Raw genomic sequence first — 15,271 nt, 5'->3', positions numbered from 1 at the left:
GGTGTGATCGGGCCTGGACATGAGGATTCCCCGCGCACCCGGAAGAGCTCACTTACCCTTGCTGCCTTCCGGCCCTGGGGGAGTTGGGCGAGATACCGCCACGCGGGGAACCGTCAACGAGTGTACGGGATGCCGTCCCCCGACCGGGAATCGGGCCGCCGGTTCCACGCTGTCAGCGAACACCCTCGCGCTCCGGGCCGGGACCACCCCAAGCTGAGTACGTGACAGATCATCAATTCGGCCGGTTCGGGATCTCGACCGGCCTGGACAGCAGCCCGTCCTCGCTCGCCGCCGCCCGGACCGCCGAGGAACTCGGCTACCCGGCGATCTGGCTGTCCGGCGGTCCGCTGCCCGGACTGCAGACGGTCGCCGATCTGATCGCCGCCACGAACTCGATCAAGTTCATCACCGGTGTCCTGGCGGTCGTGAAGTACCCAGCCGCCGAGGTGGCAGCGACGTACGCCGCCCTGGAATCGACCGGCCGCTTCACCGTCGGCCTGGGCGGAGCGCACGGACCACGTCCGATCGAACGACTCACGGCGTACCTGGAGGAGCTCGAGGTCCCCGTCGAGCACCGGGTCCTCGCCGCCCTCGGCCCACGGATGCTGGAGCTCGCCCGCGACCACTCCGCCGGCGCGTTCCCGTTCCTCATCACCCCTGCGTACACCGCCGAGGCACGCAAGACGCTCGGGCCGGACAAGCTGCTCGCCGTGAGCCATCTCGTCGTACTGGAGTCAGACCCGGACAAGGCGCGGGCGATCGCCCGGGACACGATCAGCTTCTTCCCGACGATTCCCGCGTACGCCGCCTCGTTCGAACGCCAGGGGTTCAGCCAGGCCGACCAAGCCGAGCTACCGGACCACATGGTCGACGCCCTGGCCGCCTGGGGCACCCCCGCCGACATCAAGGCCAAGCTCTCCGAACACCTGGCCGCCGGCGCGGACCACGTCGCCATCAACGTGATCACCGGCATCACCGGCCCCCAGCCCACCGACCAGTGGCGAGCCCTGGCCCCCGCCCTGCTCGCCCCCTGATTTCCACAACTCCCGTCCCCTCGCGTATCCTCTCCGCTTGGAGGATTCGCCTAGAGGCCTAGGGCGCACGCTTGGAAAGCGTGTTGGGGGCAACCCCTCACGAGTTCGAATCTCGTATCCTCCGCCACTCTGAGAAGTGGCCACCCGACTGGTGTTTCCGCTGGTCAGCGCACTATGTGGTCACCCCCAGGGGCTGAACAAGGGAAGGGCCGGTCACCTAGGTGACCGGCCCTTCTTCAGTGCAGGGCCTCTCGGCAGTCGATATTCGGTACGGGTGCGGTACGGGCAGAGAGATGCCAGCGACAACCTCTACCGTTCGGGACGCATTCAGCGGACGGGCGCAAGCCTGCTCGGGGGACATCTCCTTGGAGGAGTATCGATGAAGGCCGGCATTCTGAGGGCAGCGGTAGGAGTCGTAGCGGTGGGGACGGGGCGCTGATGGCGGCCCGCTGTCTGAACAATCTGACCAGCCGTCAGACTGGGCACCATGTCTGACCAGCAGCCGACCCAGATGCCCAATGTGCCTCAGGGGTACGTGCCACCGCAGGCCCAGGAGCTCACTGTCGGCTACCGGCGAGGGGCCGTCATTCTCCTCTGGCTCGCGATCATCATCGCGGTCTTCATGGTGGTTGCGTTCGTGACGAGCGTTGTCTTCCTTGTCCAAGCGGACGCGGACACGAGCAAGGCCGCCTTGGGCTACATCGCCATCGTTCTCTGGGTCGCGATCGGCGCCGCGGTCCCGGTCCTGCTCGCGGTCGGCATCCCCGGCGTGGTCATGACGAGGCGTGTGCGGCGGCATCGCCAGGCGGGGATCACAACTTGGTAAGACCCGCTTGACCTGCTGTAAGTAGCGGTGTCAGCGGCACAGGCAGAAGGGGTTGCCGGCAGGGTCGAGCATGACCCGGACGTGCTCCTGCGGCTGATCCTCGGCGAGAGTCGCGCCTGCCTCGAGCGCCCACGCGACGGCCTCGTCGAGGTCGTCCACTCCGATGTCGAGGTGCACCGTCGCGCGCTGGCCGCCCGGCCTACTCGGCCAGACCGGCCGCTCGTACTCCTCGTCGGACTCGATGTTGATGCCCAGCAGCGTTCTGTCCGGATCGCCCTCGGGCGGATGGAGCTGGACCCAACCGCCCTTCGGCCCCTCATCGGCGATCCGCCAGCCGAGCAGGCGCTCGTAGAACCTGGCCAACTCCCGGGCATGCGGAGCCGGTGCCGCCGTGATCGTGACGGCCCCAATCCGCATCCGCGGTCGCGTCATACGAAGACCATACCGGTCAGCTGTTGAAGGACTTGATGGCCGAGCAGTGGCGCCAGTCGGAGCCCCAGCGGAAACAGAGCTTGCCCTTCAGCGGGACGTCCTCCGCCCAGATCAGCGCGCAACTCGAAGCACCGTCACCGGTGCCATAGTCGTTGCAGAGGATGTGGTCCCCGCCTGGATTGCCCTCCCGCCAGACGTCGAGCACGGCGGTGTAGTTGTCGTTGAACCTGTCGGTGACGTAGACGTGGTTCGCAGCATCGCTGAAGCTCGCCTCGCCACCGTTGTGCCCGTTGTAGAACACCGGCCCCCAGGACATGTTGTTCGCGAACGCCAGCACCGGCGTGCCGACGACCAGGCCCAGCGCGCCAACGATCGCGACCGTCATGCGCGCGATGGACTTCCTCATCCGGTGCTCCCTATGTCAACCCGTCAAATGATCCCCGGCATGCTAGGCCCCGCAGCCCGGCACGTCGAGACCCTCAGCACTTGCCTGCTAGGTGGTCGGCGAAGGTGATGCCGCCGTACGGCGGGCCTGGGACCTGCGCGGCGCCGGCGGCGAACGCACGGAAGGCCTTGCCGGGGACACGGACCCGGACGATCGGCCGGCGGGAGCTGCGAGCAGCCTTCCAGAGGCGGGCCAGGTCGGGTACGGCGTGGGATTCGGGACCGCCGATGTCGGGGGCGCGGCCGGGGATGGGGTTGGCGACCAGTTCGGTGAGGCGGGTGGCGACGTCCTCGGTGGCTATCGGCTGCAGCGGGACTGCCGGGGCGAAGAGGGCTGGGAGTTTCAAGGCGAAGACTTGTTCCACGAGGTCGTGGAACTGGGTGGCACGCAGGATCGTGTGCGCGGGGTGGGCCTCGACCAGGTGCTCGGCCTCGAGTTTGTAGCGGTAGTAGGAGAGCGGGATCTGGTCGATGCCGACGATCGACATGTAGATCACGTGCGTGGTGGGTGGTGTGGCGTTGAGAAGGTTGCGGGTCTGCTGCACGTCCCGGCGCCCTTGACCGGTGGCCAGGTGGAGCACGAGGTCAACCCCGTCGATGGCGGCCGCAACGCCGTCGCCGGTGGTCAGGTCGCCGGTCACCACCCCGGGGCCGGTACGGCGGCTCAGCACACGGACCGTGTTGCCGGCAGCACGAAGCTGGTCGACCGTCGGCCGGCCGAGCCGCCCGGTGCCGCCGGTGACGAGGAGCGTCTTCATTCGGATGTCCTTTCCTTGACCAACCCTGATGAACGTATAGACCCGCGAGAGCCCAGCCGTGTGACATCGCTGTTAGGTTCGCAGGTATGGGCGATCGGGTAACGGCCGGCGAGTTCCATTCGGCCGAAGGGGTTGAGGACTGGCGGTCGGTCTATCACTTGGTTTCGGCGCACTTCCCGACCGAGTCGCTGACGGACGGTACGGCGTTCGTAGGCGCGATCGAGCGGGTTGCCGGGGAAGGTGCCGAGTACCTCGCGGTCGACCTGCGGGCCGCGGGGGTGACGGTCTCGTTGGGGCGGCGGGATGCTGGGTTGGCACGACGGATCTCCGGGGCGGCCGCGGAGCTTGGGCTACGGGCCGACCCGACGGTCGTGCAGGTCGTCAATGTGAACGCGGATGCGTTGGTGGGTGCCGAGGTGCTGCCGTTCTGGCGGGCGGTGCTGGGGTACGGACAGATCGGGGACGACTATCTGTTCGACCCGTTGCGCCGCGGGCCTGCGGTGGGGTTCCAGCAGATGGATGTCGCGCGGGTCGGGCGCAATCGGATTCACGTGGATGTGGCGGTAGGGCACGACCAGGCTGAGACACGGGTGACGGCGGCCCTGGCTGCGGGTGGGCGGCTGGTCTCGGATGCACATGCGCCGAAGTGGTGGGTCCTGGCCGATGCCGAGGGCAACGAAGTGTGCGTGGCTACGTGGATGGGGCGCGACTAGGCGGACCTGCAGGCCATCACAATTGCTCGTCGTCGGGGTGCCCAGGCGGGGTTGCGTCAGGGTGAAAGGGATTGTGATGGCCTGGCGGTCCGTCTAAGGTGTACGACGTGACTACCGGGTCGGCTCTACGCCATGCACGAGTTGGGTTCCCGGTCGCTCTCTGAGCGCCGAAGGGGCCGCCCGCGGGCCGCCCTCATCTTTTCTCTCACCGCACCAGCGCAGTATCCCCAACCGAGAGAAGAGAATGCCGAACCCTTTTACCGATGCACTGATCACTGAGTTCCGCGCGAACGACGGCAAGCTGAGCGGGCCGTTCCCCGACGGAAGAATGTTGCTCCTGACAACGACCGGGCGTCGGTCCGGGCGCGAGCACACCGCCGTCATCGGGTATTACCCGGACGGCGATCGCGTCCTGGTCGTCGGCTCGGCCGGCGGCTCCGACAAACACCCCGACTGGTACCTCAACCTGCTCGCCAACCCCGAGGTCACCGTCGAGACCGGCCTGTTCACCTACCAGGCAGACGCCGTACCGCTCGCCGGGACCGAGCGGGACGACGTGTTCGCCCGGCTCGTCGAGGCGGACCAGGGCTGGGGTGAGTACCAGGCCGGTACGACGCGGACGATCCCCGTGGTCGCCCTTACCCAGAAGCAGATCGGGCCGCCGCGCGGGGGCGGTTCGTTCGCGGATCTGCTGGTCCGGATCCATACCGCGTTCCGGCGGGAGCTCGCGTTGATCCGCGAGGAGGTTGCAACGTCCGGTACGGCGGGGATCGGTGCGCAGCTTCGGGTCAACTGCCTCACGCTGTGCCAGGGCCTGCACCATCACCACACCGGCGAATCCGGCGGCATCTTCCCGGGACTGCTTCAGCAGCACCCCGAGCTGGCGGACGAGATCGCCGTACTGCAGGCAGAACACGACCAACTCGCCGTACACCTGGAGGAGTTGGAGAAGCTCCTCACCACACCGCAGCCCAACCTGCTCCCCGAGATCGACCGCATCGTGGCTCTCCTCACGGCCCACCTCGACCGTGAGGAGGCCGCGCTGCTGTCCTACTTGTGAGCCAGCAGGGCATAGGCGTTCGGCAAGCGACCCGACCAGGCAGCAGCCGTGTGCCCGTCGCCCGGTCGCCAGAACGGCTCGGCGTACTCCTCCAGTACGTCGAGCCGCAGCCCGGCGCGCGTGATCGCGGTGACGATCTGACCCAGCGTCCACTGCCATTCGCGCGCGCCATTGCCGGGGAACGTGTCGTTCACATGGGACTCCGCGAAGTAGCTGCGGTCCGAACGAACCCGCGGCTCGTCCTCGTCCCACGACCACAGCGGCACCGCCGGATGCGCCTCATACACGAACAGGCTGCCCCCAGGCCGCAGCACCCGCGCCGCATCCCGCGCCCACGCGTCCAGATCGCGCATCCAGATCACCGCGCCCTTGCCGGTGTAAACCAGGTCCGCACACCCATCCCGCACCGGCACGCCGGGAACCTCAGCAGCAACGTACCGACACGGTACGCCGACCTCCACCGCCCGCCGCTGCGCCGCCCCCGCCGCCACCACGCTGTAGTCGATCCCAACCACAGCCCGCGCCCCCGCACGCACAAGCGCAGGATCGTCCACCCCATGCCCACTCTGAAAGTGCACAACAGTCGGACCGCCGGCCAGCACCGCCCCCAACAACTCAAGCTCCCGCGGAAACAGCTCCCACCCACCACGCGCCCCTTCGAGCAGCTCGTCGTACTCCCGAACATGCTTCTCCGAAGCCCGCTCCCAGACCGCCCGGTTACCCCGCACCGCCTCATCCATCCGAAGAGTCTGTCAGCGCATCAAACACCTCGCGAACGAAATACGTATCCGCCAACGCATCGTGGATCGCATAGGCGGACTGGTCGACCCCGACCAGCGCCGCCATCTCCTCCACCGACGAGGTCACCGGCATCCGCGTCCGCCCGAGCAGCTGGCTGATCACACAAACCAGCCGAAAGTCCCACGGCACATCAGCCGCATCCAGGGGAACCAGCCCGTGCAGATGCATCAGATGCAGTACGTCGTTCGCATCCATCCAGGGCGCCGCGCCAACCCACACCGGCTGATCCGCGGTGAGCTCGACCATCAACTCGGCAATCTCGCGCCCGGTCGCGACGTCCTGCGAGGATCCGTGTGACTCCGGGTGCCGATCGAAACGGCTGATCGTCAACGCCTGCTCGGTGGCGCCCGAGAGATCCAGCTCGGCCAGCGGGACGAAGCGGTTGTACGCCGTCTCGCGGCCGTCGTCCTCGCGGCGGATCACCGCGAGCTGCCAGATCTGGCGCCCACCCGGCAGCCACGGCTCACGAACGCTGGTGGTCTCGAGATCTACGAAGAGGATCGGCATGCGACCAGTCTGACGAGCCGTTCCGACAGGTTTCACTACTCAGCGTCATCGTGACGCTGCGTGACGTGACGATTTCTGGAAGATCGGCTCGTGTGGAAGAAATCGTTCGGGGAAACGGCGAAAAAACCGTACGGAGGTGTAACGGACGGCGGACTGTGACGATAAACGGGTGAGCGTGCCGGTGGGGGGCCAGCGGAACGCTCCGGTGCTTCTTCGGGATCGCCGGATTGTGGGGGGAACTCACAGGTGCTCACCCGGGGCGGGGTGAGCACCTGTTTGAGTTTTACCTAGCCCTTGATGCCGACGTTCGCCATGCCTTCGATGAAGCGCTTCTGGGCGAAGACGAACAGAACGATCATCGGCAGGGTCGCGAGCGCCGTACCGGCCATCAGGTAGGGCCACTGGATCTCGCCCGGGTTCTGGGCGAAGATCGCCAGCCCCAGCTGGAGTGGGCGCATCTCGTCCGAGGTGGTGATCATCAGTGGCCAGAGGAAGCCGTTCCAGGCGGCCTCGATCTGGAAGACCGCGATGGTGATCAGGGCCGGCTTGATCAGCGGCGTCATGATCCGCCAGAAGATGCCGAACTCACCGAGACCGTCGACGCGGGCCGCCTGGGCGAGCTCGTCCGGCAGCGAGACGAAGAACTGCCGGGCCAGGAAGGTGAAGAACGGCGCGGCGCCGAGCGGGATGATGAGTCCCCACCAGGAGTTCAGCCAGCCGATACCGCCCTGGCCGAGGATGTTGTTGCCACCGAACAGCGGGACCGACTTCACGATCATGAACAGCGGTACCAGGATGATCTGGAACGGCACCAGCAGCAGCACGATGAAGTAGCCGAGCATGAACTTGCCGCCCTTCAGCGGCAGCTTCGCCAGCGCGTATCCGGCCGTCGTACAGACCACCAGGGTGAACGCCGTCTCGCCGATGGCGATCAGCGCGCTGTTGCGGAAGTAGCGCAGGAACGGCGCGGTCTGCATCGCCTCGGTGAAGTTGCTCCACCGCAGCTCACCAGGCAGCCACGAGAACTTGCTGATCTCCAGTTCGCTCTTGAACGCCGTCAGCACCATCCACAGGAACGGCGTGATCATCAGCACCGCACCGATGACCAGAACGACGTACAGGAGAATCCGGCCGGGCCCCACCGAGGACGGCTTTCTGGACGAGGCGACGGCCGGCAACGTGGCGCTAGTCATTGGTGTCCGCCTTCTGCAGGACGCGCCCGGCCGTGATGAAGATCGCGATGACGATCATCATGATCACGGTCTCAGCAGACGCGTAGCCAAGTTTGAGGTCCTGGAATGCGTTCTGATAAATGTCGAGCACCAGTACGCGCGTCTCACTACCGGGCCCGCCACGCGTCATCACGTAGACCAGGTCGAAGACCTGGAAGGTGCCGACGATCGAGGTGATCAGCACGAAGAACTGCACCGGGCCCAGCGCCGGCAGCGTCACGTTGCGGAACTTCTGCCACCGCGAGGCGCCGTCGATGTCCGCAGACTCCAGCAGGTCACGGGAAACCCCCTGCAACGCGGCCAGGTAGATGATGATCTTGGTGCCGAGGCCCTGCCAGATACCGACCACCATCAGCGACCCCAGCGCTGTACCGGGGTCGGCCAGCCAGCGGTTCGGCGCGAAGCCGAACAGGCTGAGGAATCCGTTCGCCAGACCGGAGCCCGGGTTGTAGATCCACAGCCAGATGGTCGCCACCGCGACCGTCGCGGTGACGGTCGGGATGTAGAACGCGGTCCGGAAGAAGCCGATCCCGCGGATCTTCTGGTTCAGCCCGATCGCGACCGCGAGCGAGATCGCCATCGAGATCGGGATCACCACCAGCGCGTACAGCACGGTGTGCCACAGCGAGGCCAGGAAGTCGACGTCGCGGAACAGCTCGGTGTAGTTGCCGAATCCGACCCACGACCAGGTGTCACCGAAGCTGTAGTCGGTCAGGCTCAGTACCAGTACGGCGATCACCGGAATGACGATGAAGATGCCGGAATGCAACAGCGCCGGCGCCAGCAGGGTCCAACCGGTCCGGACCTGGCTGCGGGTCAGTGTGCCCTTGTCCTTGGCGACAACAGGCTTGGCCGAGGTGGCCGGCGCCGGGCGCTCGAGGGTTGTGCTCATCGGCTCTGTCCTGCCAGGTTGTGCAGCACTTTGGCGGGGTCCTTCTGACCGAGGACCGCCTGGGTGAGCTGGATGTCGAAGTTGCCTCGCATCTCCAGCCAGTTGGAGGGGACCTCGTTCTCGTTCGCGGCCTTGTCCAGTCCCTCGGCGACGAACTTGCTCAGCGGGTTCGACTTCGCCTGCGGCGAGTTGGCCGCGTCCTTGTACGCCGGGAGCTTCCGGTTCAGCTTGGCCATCGCGTCCAGCGTCTCCGGCTTGGTCAGCGACTGGATGAACGACCAGGCCGCCTGCTTGTGCCGGCTGCGGGAACCGATGGAGGCCAGATCGCCACCCATGTACTCGATCTCCTTGCCGCTGTTGAAGCGGAAGAACTTCAGGTCGTCGCAGTTCTTCTGTCCGATCCCCTTGCCACCGTCCGAACAGTCGACCGCGCCCTTGACGATGCCCATCGCCGCTTCACCGCTGAAGACCAGCGGCTGCTGCGCAGGGTTCTGCTGGCCGTACGGCTGAACGTTGTTGATCATCGACTTGATCCAGGTCAGGGTTTCCAGACCGGCCGGGTTGTCGAAGTTCGGCTCACCGCCGATGTAGAGCGGCGTACCGGTGGAGGCCAGGAACGTGGTGAAGGACTGCCGGAAGCCGGGCGCGGTGTCCATGTCGAAGCCGCTGCGCACGATCGTGCCGTTCTTGTCCCGCTTGGTCAGCTTCTCGGCCGCAGCTTTGAGTTCTGACATCGAAGCAGGCGGCTTCTCGGGATCCAGCCCCGCCTCGATGAACGCGCTCTTGCGCAGGGCGGCCGCACGGGCGTCCGCGAGCAGCGGGTAGCCGTACATCCGGCCGTCGTAGGTGACCGCCGGGATCAGCGCGGCCAGGCTCTTCTCCCGGATCACGTCCGGGGTCAGGCCGAAGTCGCCGAGGTCGGCGAAGATCCGCTTGGACGCGAACGGCTGGATCCAGCCGACGCCGGTGACCATCACGTCGTACGGGTAACCCGCCGCGATCGAGGTCGACATCTTCTCGTTGAGGTTGTTGTACGTCGCGAAGTCCGGCTCGACCTTCATCTTCGGATAGGCCTTGTGGAAGTCGTCGATGACCTTCTGGAACTGTTGCCGCCCCTCGTTGCTGGGCGGGAACGACGGGAGCAGCACCCGCAGCGTCCCAGTGGCCTCGGCCGGCGGAACGCCGTCCGTGCTCTTGTCGATCACCCCGCTGCCACAACTGCTGACCACGACGGCAAGGGCCGTGACCAGCAACGTCAGTCCCACGGAACGTCTCACAGGGGAACTCCTTCGCATCAAGTGCAGCGAAAGTATGGGAAAGGGCTTTCCTCGTCAAGACCTCAGGCTTCGAATGATCACTATCGATCAGTTCCGGAACCAGAGCGATCACAGTTCCGTGCGGTGAACCGAATCAGCGCTGGATTTCCGGGCTGCGTTCCGGCGTCGAATCGGTCCCCGAGCGCCGCGAACCCATCTGGTCCTCGCTCAACCGGCTCACCGAACCGAGCGGCTCGGACCCGGAACGACTGGCATGTACGGCGGTCGCCAGATCGGACGGGAGTTCGGCCTGACCGTTCGATCGCCCCTGCTCGGTTGCCACCCCACGCTCCACCCGAGCCTCCGGCGCCGGCTGCCCCCACTCACGGCTGAGCGCCCTGACCTCGTCGATACCGGCCTGGGCCCCGGCGCCACCCGCCAGCGCGGACTCCCGCCGCCGCTTCTCCTTGTCGGGCTCGGCCTTCAGATCCTTCAGACCGGAGAACGACGGCTTCATCGCCGCCTCGATCCGCCCGATCGCCGCTTCCCGTTCTTGTTCCGGGATCTTGCCCGGCAGATCGGAGTTCTCGTAGAGCATCTCGGCCGCGGTCCGAAACTTCTCCGCCGGGTTGACCACGGCAAGCCGGCGGACAACTTCGGACGGCTCGACACCGGTGTTCCGCCCGATCCCTTCGGTGAAGCGGCGTGCGGCGGGCGTGTAGTGGTCGTACGACGAGTGCGCCTCGGCGGTCTTGATCCCGGGAGCGATCTCCTCGAGCCCGAGCTCGTCGATGTACTCGTTGAGATTGTCGTAACTGTGGACCTCGGTGATGCCCTCTTCGAGAGCCTGCTCCGGGAGATTCTGGAACGCCTTCTTGCCGTCGGCGTGCTCGGTCCCCTCGGCGGCGAGCGCGTGCGTGTTCTCGTGATGAACGGTCTTGATCGCTTCACGATAGGAGCGAAGCGTCGCCGGATCCTGATTGTGGACCCGGGCGTTCTGGAACATGTCCTTGAGCGGGGCCGTCACCAACCGGTCGGAGTAGTTGATGGTGTGGTCCCAGCTGACCGACCCGCGAATCTTCCTGCTCGGATCGGTAGCACCGACCTTGCCGTTCCACGAGGAGTGGTGGGCACCGGAGACTCTGACGGCAGCCCGGGCCTGCTCCGCCATCAGCTCCGAGTAGGTCGTGACCTTCATTCGGCGTCGGGCTCCAGCGCCTCGGCCAGCATCAGCAGCGAGCCGTTCAGCTCGATGATGGCGTTCCGCTCGCGCTCGGGTGCGGTGTCGGCGATCCGGCCGATGGCTTCGATCCCGGCGTGCGCTCGCGCGATCCGCTCGGCCGGCGTACCGCTGTCGTCACTGGCCTCGAGGTGGACGCGGATCGCCTCGTTCATGGCGTCCGACCAGGGCTCCTCGTCCCTCGCACTGTGGCTCTCCTGCACGATCGACTCGATCGACGCGACCATATTGTCGGCGTCGCGCCGGTCGGCCGGATCGTCGATCGTGGCGGCCAGCTCCTTCAGGCGAGCGATGTCGCTCGGCAGGCTCGGCGGCAGGGTCGCCTCGTGGAGGAGGGCCCACACCTTGTCCCGCTCAGCTCTGAACTGCTCGTAGTCCATGCGCTGAATCTACCGTTTGCGCACCGCACGAGGACCGGAGATTGAGCGCCGGAAGTAGTGACAAATGCTGCACCGGACCCTGGCTGGACTGCAGTTTGCGCAGCAGCAGGTCGCAGGCGGTCTCACCGAGGGCGAACTTGGGTGGGCAGACGGCAGTCAGCGGCACGACCGCGAGCGCCGCGGTGACATCGTTGTACACGACAACGGCCAGGTCCTCGGGGACGCGGAGGCCGCGCTCCATGGCCCGTTCGACCAGGCGGGCGGCGTGTTCGTCGGAGTGGATCAGGACGGCGCGGGAGCCGAAGGCTTCGCATTCGATCAGGAAGGCGTCGAGCTGGGCAAGGGAGTGCGGGTCGTCGCCGGTCTGCGGGAGCTCGCGCTCCGACACGTAGATGTCGACACCCAGCGTGTCGACTGCCTCTTCGAGCCCGCGCCGCAGCCAGTACGCCGTCACTGTCGGCTGCAGGCTGACCGCGATCCGGCGGTGGCCGAGCTGGGCGAAATGGCGCAGGGCGAGCATGGCGCCGTACGCGTGATCGGTGCGCACGTGGTCGTACTCGCGACCCACCTCCGGGAATCCGAAGGCCCGCTCCATCAGCACCAGTGGTACGTCGATCTCGTCCAGGCGGGTGCCGATCCGGTGCGCGTCAGCGTCGCCGTACGCGGTGCTGAGCAGCAGGCCGGCGACGCCGATACCGAGCACCTTCTCGATCCGCTCGAGCTCGACGTCGGCGTCGTAGCCGGAGACGCCGAGGACCAGGCGCGCGCCGTACCGGGCCGCGGTCGCCTCGGCGCCGCGGATCACGTCGGTGTAGTACGTCGAGGCGCTCGGGACCACGATGCCGATCGTCAGGCGGTCGCCGGCCGAGGTCTGGTCGGCGGGGCCGGCGCCGATCGCGCCACCGTGCACCCGGCGGAGCAGCCCGGCTCCGTCGAGCTCGGCGAGATCCCGGCGTACTGTGATCGCGGAAACGCCCAGCTCGGCGACCAGCTCGGCCACCCGGAGCCTGCCGTGGCGGCGCAGGCTCCGCAGGATCAGCTCATGGCGCTCCTGTGCAAGCATGCGGCCCCCTTTGATCTCGGATGATTGTTTGTGATCATACGATCAAATGGGGCCTATCCCGAACGCGCGGTGAAACGAGAGGCGAACCAGTGGAACAGGCCGGCGGCCGGACCAACGCAGTGTTGGCGAAACTGACAGTGGTCGGCGATCTGCTCCTGCTGCAGCTGACCTTCCTGGTGCTGAGCGCCGGAATCATCACCCTGTTCCCGGCGGCGTTCGCGCTGCAGCGGGTGCTGCCCGAGGCGATCAGCCAGGAGCGGACCGGGCTGATGCGGTTGTACTTCCGTGAGTTCCGCTGGGCCTTCAAGCGGTTCTGGATGTCCGGATTCGGCCTGTACGTCGGCGGTGTGATGCTCGCCTTCGGTCTGGCGTTCTGGGCGAATTCCAGCGGACCGGTGCGGATTTTCGCGCTCGCGATCCTGATCCCGCTGACCGGAATGATCATCGGGCTCTATCTGAGCGGGCTGGCGGTACTGCGCGATGCCGGCACCGACGCGACCATGAAGACCGTGTTCCGGCAGGCCAACCTGTTCCTGCTCCGGCGGTCACTGGCGGTGGCCGGCGGTGTGGTCGGCCTGCTCACCTGGTTCGCGCTGGCGTCACAGGTGCCGACACTGCTCGTGATCGGGTCCGGACTGGTCCCGGCGCTCATCGCCTACTGGCTGGGTGGCGGGCAGCGCCGTACGGAGTCTGAAGAAAAAGATTCGGGCGACGTGTCAATCTGAGCCCCTCCGGTTCGACGTAAGGGTGTAAAGGCCCTCTCGAAGACCTCAAGGAGACTCAGATGTACGCGACGACCGACACCCTGGCGACCACGCCGGCCACGCAGGGCGGCCGCTCGCGTTGGCTCGCTCTCTACACGCTGTGCGCGGGCATGTTGATGATCGTGCTCGACGTCACCGTGGTGAACGTGGCGCTGCCGGCCATCCAGGACGACCTCGGCTTCACCAGCTCCTCGCTGGCGTGGGTGGTGAACGCCTACCTGATCGCGTTCGGCGGACTGCTACTGCTGGCCGGGCGGCTGGGTGACCTGCTCGGGCGCCGGAACATCTTCATCGCCGGACTGGTCGTTTTCACCGTCGCCTCCGTGCTGTGCGGGCTGGCGTCCTCGCAGGAGGTGCTGGTGATCGCACGGTTCATCCAGGGCATCGGTGGCGCGCTCACCTCCGCGGTCATCCTCGGGATGATCGTCACGCTGTTCCCCGAGCCGCGTGAGCAGGCCAAGGCGATCGGGATGTACGCCTTCGTCGCCTCGGCCGGTGGCTCGATCGGTCTGCTCGCGGGTGGCGTCCTGACCCAGGCGATCAGCTGGCACTGGATCTTCTTCGTGAACCTGCCGATCGGCATCCTGACCGTCGCACTGGCCGTGAAGCTGATCGAGAAGGACCAGGGCCTCGGCATGGGCCGCGGAACCGACGTACCGGGCGCTGTCCTGATCACTGCGGCGCTGATGCTCGGTGTGTTCACCATCGTGAAGCCGGCCGCGGAGCTGGGCTGGACGGCCGGTCGGACCGTCGCACTGGGTCTGCTGACGATCACTCTGCTGATCTGCTTCGTGGTCCGTGAGGCGACCGCAGCCAACCCGCTGGTGCCGCTGCGCATCTTCCGCTCCCGCAACCTCTCCGGCGCCAACCTGGTGCAGGCACTCTCCGCCTCCGGGATGTTCGGCATCTTCTTCCTCGGCTCGCTCTACCTGCAGCGAGTGCTCGGGTACGACGCTCTGGAGATCGGACTGGCGTTCCTGCCGACCACCGTGGTGATGGGCCTGCTCTCGGTCCGCTACTCCGAGAAGCTGGTCACCCGCTTCGGCCCCCGCCGCCCCCTGATCGCCGGGCTGCTGCTCGTCACCGCCGGACTCGTCCTCTTCACCCAGGCCCCGGTCGACGGCAACTACGTCGTACACGTCCTGCCCGTACTCACCCTGCTCGGCCTCGGCGGCGGCATCGCCTTCCCCGCCCTGATGGGCCTGTCGATGGCCGACGTACAGCCCGAGGACGCCGGCCTGGCCTCCGGCCTCATCGGCACCATGGGCGAAGTAGGCGCCGCCCTCGGCCTGGCCGTCCTCGCCACCCTCGCCGCCACCCACACCACCGGCAGCACCCCGCTCGACGCCCTCACCAACGGCTACCGCTTCTCCTTCGCCGTAGCCGCCGGCATCGTCGCCGTCTCAGTCCTCATCGCCTACTTCTTCATGCGCCCCGCCAAGACCAAGTAAGCACGACTCAACCAGCCGGCGCACCCGCTCACGGGTGCGTCGGCTGCGGCCTATCAGAGACACAACTACGGCGACTACGGCCAGGGCTGCGGCGATGAGCGCGCTCGGGGTGCGGTCGAGGAAGAAGCGCAGCAGGAGGAAGGCGGCGCAGCCGACGAGGAGGATGACCAGGGCGCTGCCGAGCACGGGGCGATCACGTTCGATCGCGCTCGCCCAGGGGCGGTATCGCGTGGGAGCGATGACGTCGGGGAGCAACAGGACGAGGAACAGCGCCGCGGTCAGGATGCTCTCCAGGTCCGGGCGCACGATGGCCCGGAGCGTGAAGACCGCGATCATGCAGAGCAGGAAGACGCGCATCGCCGTCGAAGGTGGTCGCAGGCTGCGTTCGCTGGTACTCACAGGTTCCTCCCAAGCCGAT

At 66.8% G+C, this 15,271-nt stretch carries 18 protein-coding genes, 1 tRNA gene and 1 other RNA gene; 7 read left to right on the top strand and 13 right to left on the bottom strand.

Translation table 11 applies throughout. The features are described from left to right. Positions 1-18: 18 nt before the first annotated feature. Positions 19-115: signal recognition particle sRNA small type (ffs, locus tag ACFCV3_RS06505), an RNA gene on the bottom strand. Between the two features lie 106 nt (positions 116-221). Between ffs and ACFCV3_RS06500 the strand changes: the two genes are divergently transcribed. From ACFCV3_RS06500 to ACFCV3_RS06490, 3 genes are all read left to right on the top strand, one after another. After that, the gene (locus ACFCV3_RS06500) at positions 222-1,034 is read left to right on the top strand and encodes a TIGR03620 family F420-dependent LLM class oxidoreductase (RefSeq protein ID WP_376026740.1); all 813 of its coding nucleotides are present in this window, start codon (positions 222-224) and stop codon (positions 1,032-1,034) included. Between the two features lie 39 nt (positions 1,035-1,073). Beyond that, positions 1,074-1,161 (top strand) — tRNA-Ser (locus tag ACFCV3_RS06495). Between the two features lie 360 nt (positions 1,162-1,521). Further along, positions 1,522-1,860 carry a hypothetical protein gene (locus ACFCV3_RS06490; protein ID WP_376026738.1) on the top strand — a complete coding sequence of 113 codons (339 nt, stop codon included), beginning with the start codon at positions 1,522-1,524 and terminating at the stop codon, positions 1,858-1,860. A gap of 30 nt (positions 1,861-1,890) precedes the next feature. Here ACFCV3_RS06490 and ACFCV3_RS06485 read toward each other — a convergent pair whose 3' ends face one another. The 3 genes from ACFCV3_RS06485 to ACFCV3_RS06475 form a co-directional block, all read right to left on the bottom strand. Further along, the gene (locus tag ACFCV3_RS06485; protein WP_376026736.1) at positions 1,891-2,292 is read right to left on the bottom strand and encodes a VOC family protein; all 402 of its coding nucleotides are present in this window, start codon (positions 2,290-2,292) and stop codon (positions 1,891-1,893) included. Between the two features lie 16 nt (positions 2,293-2,308). After that, entirely contained in the window at positions 2,309-2,698 is a 390-nt protein-coding gene (locus tag ACFCV3_RS06480) for a hypothetical protein (RefSeq protein WP_376026734.1), read from the bottom strand. Positions 2,699-2,771: 73 nt separating this feature from the next. Next, on the bottom strand, positions 2,772-3,494 hold the full coding sequence (locus ACFCV3_RS06475) for an SDR family oxidoreductase (protein WP_376026732.1): 723 nt from the start codon (positions 3,492-3,494) through the stop codon (positions 2,772-2,774). Between the two features lie 86 nt (positions 3,495-3,580). Here ACFCV3_RS06475 and ACFCV3_RS06470 point away from each other — a divergent pair, with 86 nt between their 5' ends. Next, on the top strand, positions 3,581-4,207 hold the full coding sequence (locus tag ACFCV3_RS06470; protein WP_376026730.1) for a VOC family protein: 627 nt from the start codon (positions 3,581-3,583) through the stop codon (positions 4,205-4,207). A gap of 244 nt (positions 4,208-4,451) precedes the next feature. After that, positions 4,452-5,267: a nitroreductase/quinone reductase family protein gene (locus tag ACFCV3_RS06465; protein WP_376026728.1), complete on the top strand. Its 816-nt coding sequence runs from the start codon at positions 4,452-4,454 to the stop codon at positions 5,265-5,267. On the opposite strand, the gene ACFCV3_RS06460 is transcribed toward ACFCV3_RS06465, so the two are convergent. The 8 genes from ACFCV3_RS06460 to ACFCV3_RS06425 all read right to left on the bottom strand — a co-directional run bounded on the left by ACFCV3_RS06460 (position 5,258) and on the right by ACFCV3_RS06425 (position 12,638). Next, positions 5,258-6,007, bottom strand: a complete 750-nt coding sequence (locus ACFCV3_RS06460; RefSeq protein ID WP_376026725.1) for a class I SAM-dependent methyltransferase — start codon at positions 6,005-6,007, stop codon at positions 5,258-5,260. The genes ACFCV3_RS06465 and ACFCV3_RS06460 overlap by 10 nt on opposite strands. Beyond that, on the bottom strand, positions 6,000-6,575 hold the full coding sequence (locus ACFCV3_RS06455) for a hypothetical protein (protein ID WP_376026723.1): 576 nt from the start codon (positions 6,573-6,575) through the stop codon (positions 6,000-6,002). The genes ACFCV3_RS06460 and ACFCV3_RS06455 overlap by 8 nt, the downstream gene beginning before the upstream one ends. Positions 6,576-6,862: 287 nt before the next feature. Then, positions 6,863-7,768, bottom strand: a complete 906-nt coding sequence (locus tag ACFCV3_RS06450; protein WP_376026721.1) for a carbohydrate ABC transporter permease — start codon at positions 7,766-7,768, stop codon at positions 6,863-6,865. Continuing rightward, positions 7,761-8,699 carry a carbohydrate ABC transporter permease gene (locus ACFCV3_RS06445; protein WP_376026719.1) on the bottom strand — a complete coding sequence of 313 codons (939 nt, stop codon included), beginning with the start codon at positions 8,697-8,699 and terminating at the stop codon, positions 7,761-7,763. Before ACFCV3_RS06445 ends, ACFCV3_RS06450 begins: the two co-directional genes overlap by 8 nt. Further along, complete coding sequence (locus ACFCV3_RS06440; protein ID WP_376026717.1) at positions 8,696-9,976, bottom strand: extracellular solute-binding protein; 1,281 nt, start codon at positions 9,974-9,976, stop codon at positions 8,696-8,698. The genes ACFCV3_RS06445 and ACFCV3_RS06440 overlap by 4 nt, the downstream gene beginning before the upstream one ends. A 133-nt stretch (positions 9,977-10,109) precedes the next feature. Further along, a complete protein-coding gene (locus ACFCV3_RS06435; protein ID WP_376026714.1) occupies positions 10,110-11,153 on the bottom strand; it encodes a hypothetical protein in 1,044 nt (347 codons plus the stop codon). After that, on the bottom strand, positions 11,150-11,575 hold the full coding sequence (locus ACFCV3_RS06430) for a hypothetical protein (RefSeq protein WP_376026712.1): 426 nt from the start codon (positions 11,573-11,575) through the stop codon (positions 11,150-11,152). The genes ACFCV3_RS06435 and ACFCV3_RS06430 overlap by 4 nt, the downstream gene beginning before the upstream one ends. Next, positions 11,550-12,638: a substrate-binding domain-containing protein gene (locus ACFCV3_RS06425; protein WP_376026711.1), complete on the bottom strand. Its 1,089-nt coding sequence runs from the start codon at positions 12,636-12,638 to the stop codon at positions 11,550-11,552. Before ACFCV3_RS06425 ends, ACFCV3_RS06430 begins: the two co-directional genes overlap by 26 nt. An 89-nt stretch (positions 12,639-12,727) precedes the next feature. Between ACFCV3_RS06425 and ACFCV3_RS06420 the strand changes: the two genes are divergently transcribed. Next, positions 12,728-13,363, top strand: coding sequence for a DUF624 domain-containing protein (locus ACFCV3_RS06420; RefSeq protein ID WP_376026708.1), 636 nt, complete (start codon positions 12,728-12,730; stop codon positions 13,361-13,363). Positions 13,364-13,422: 59 nt separating this feature from the next. Beyond that, a complete protein-coding gene (locus tag ACFCV3_RS06415; RefSeq protein WP_376026705.1) occupies positions 13,423-14,853 on the top strand; it encodes an MFS transporter in 1,431 nt (476 codons plus the stop codon). Here ACFCV3_RS06415 and ACFCV3_RS06410 read toward each other — a convergent pair. Next, positions 14,806-15,252 (bottom strand): hypothetical protein, encoded by a 447-nt coding sequence (locus ACFCV3_RS06410; RefSeq protein ID WP_376026702.1) that lies wholly within the window; start codon positions 15,250-15,252, stop codon positions 14,806-14,808. The genes ACFCV3_RS06415 and ACFCV3_RS06410 overlap by 48 nt on opposite strands. Positions 15,253-15,271: the final 19 nt, after the last annotated feature.

The sequence above is a fragment of the Kribbella sp. NPDC056345 genome (genome assembly GCF_042262745.1).
Taxonomy (GTDB): domain Bacteria; phylum Actinomycetota; class Actinomycetes; order Propionibacteriales; family Kribbellaceae; genus Kribbella.
Note: the sequence above shows the minus strand (reverse complement) of the source record. Positions and strands in the feature narration are given on the sequence as shown.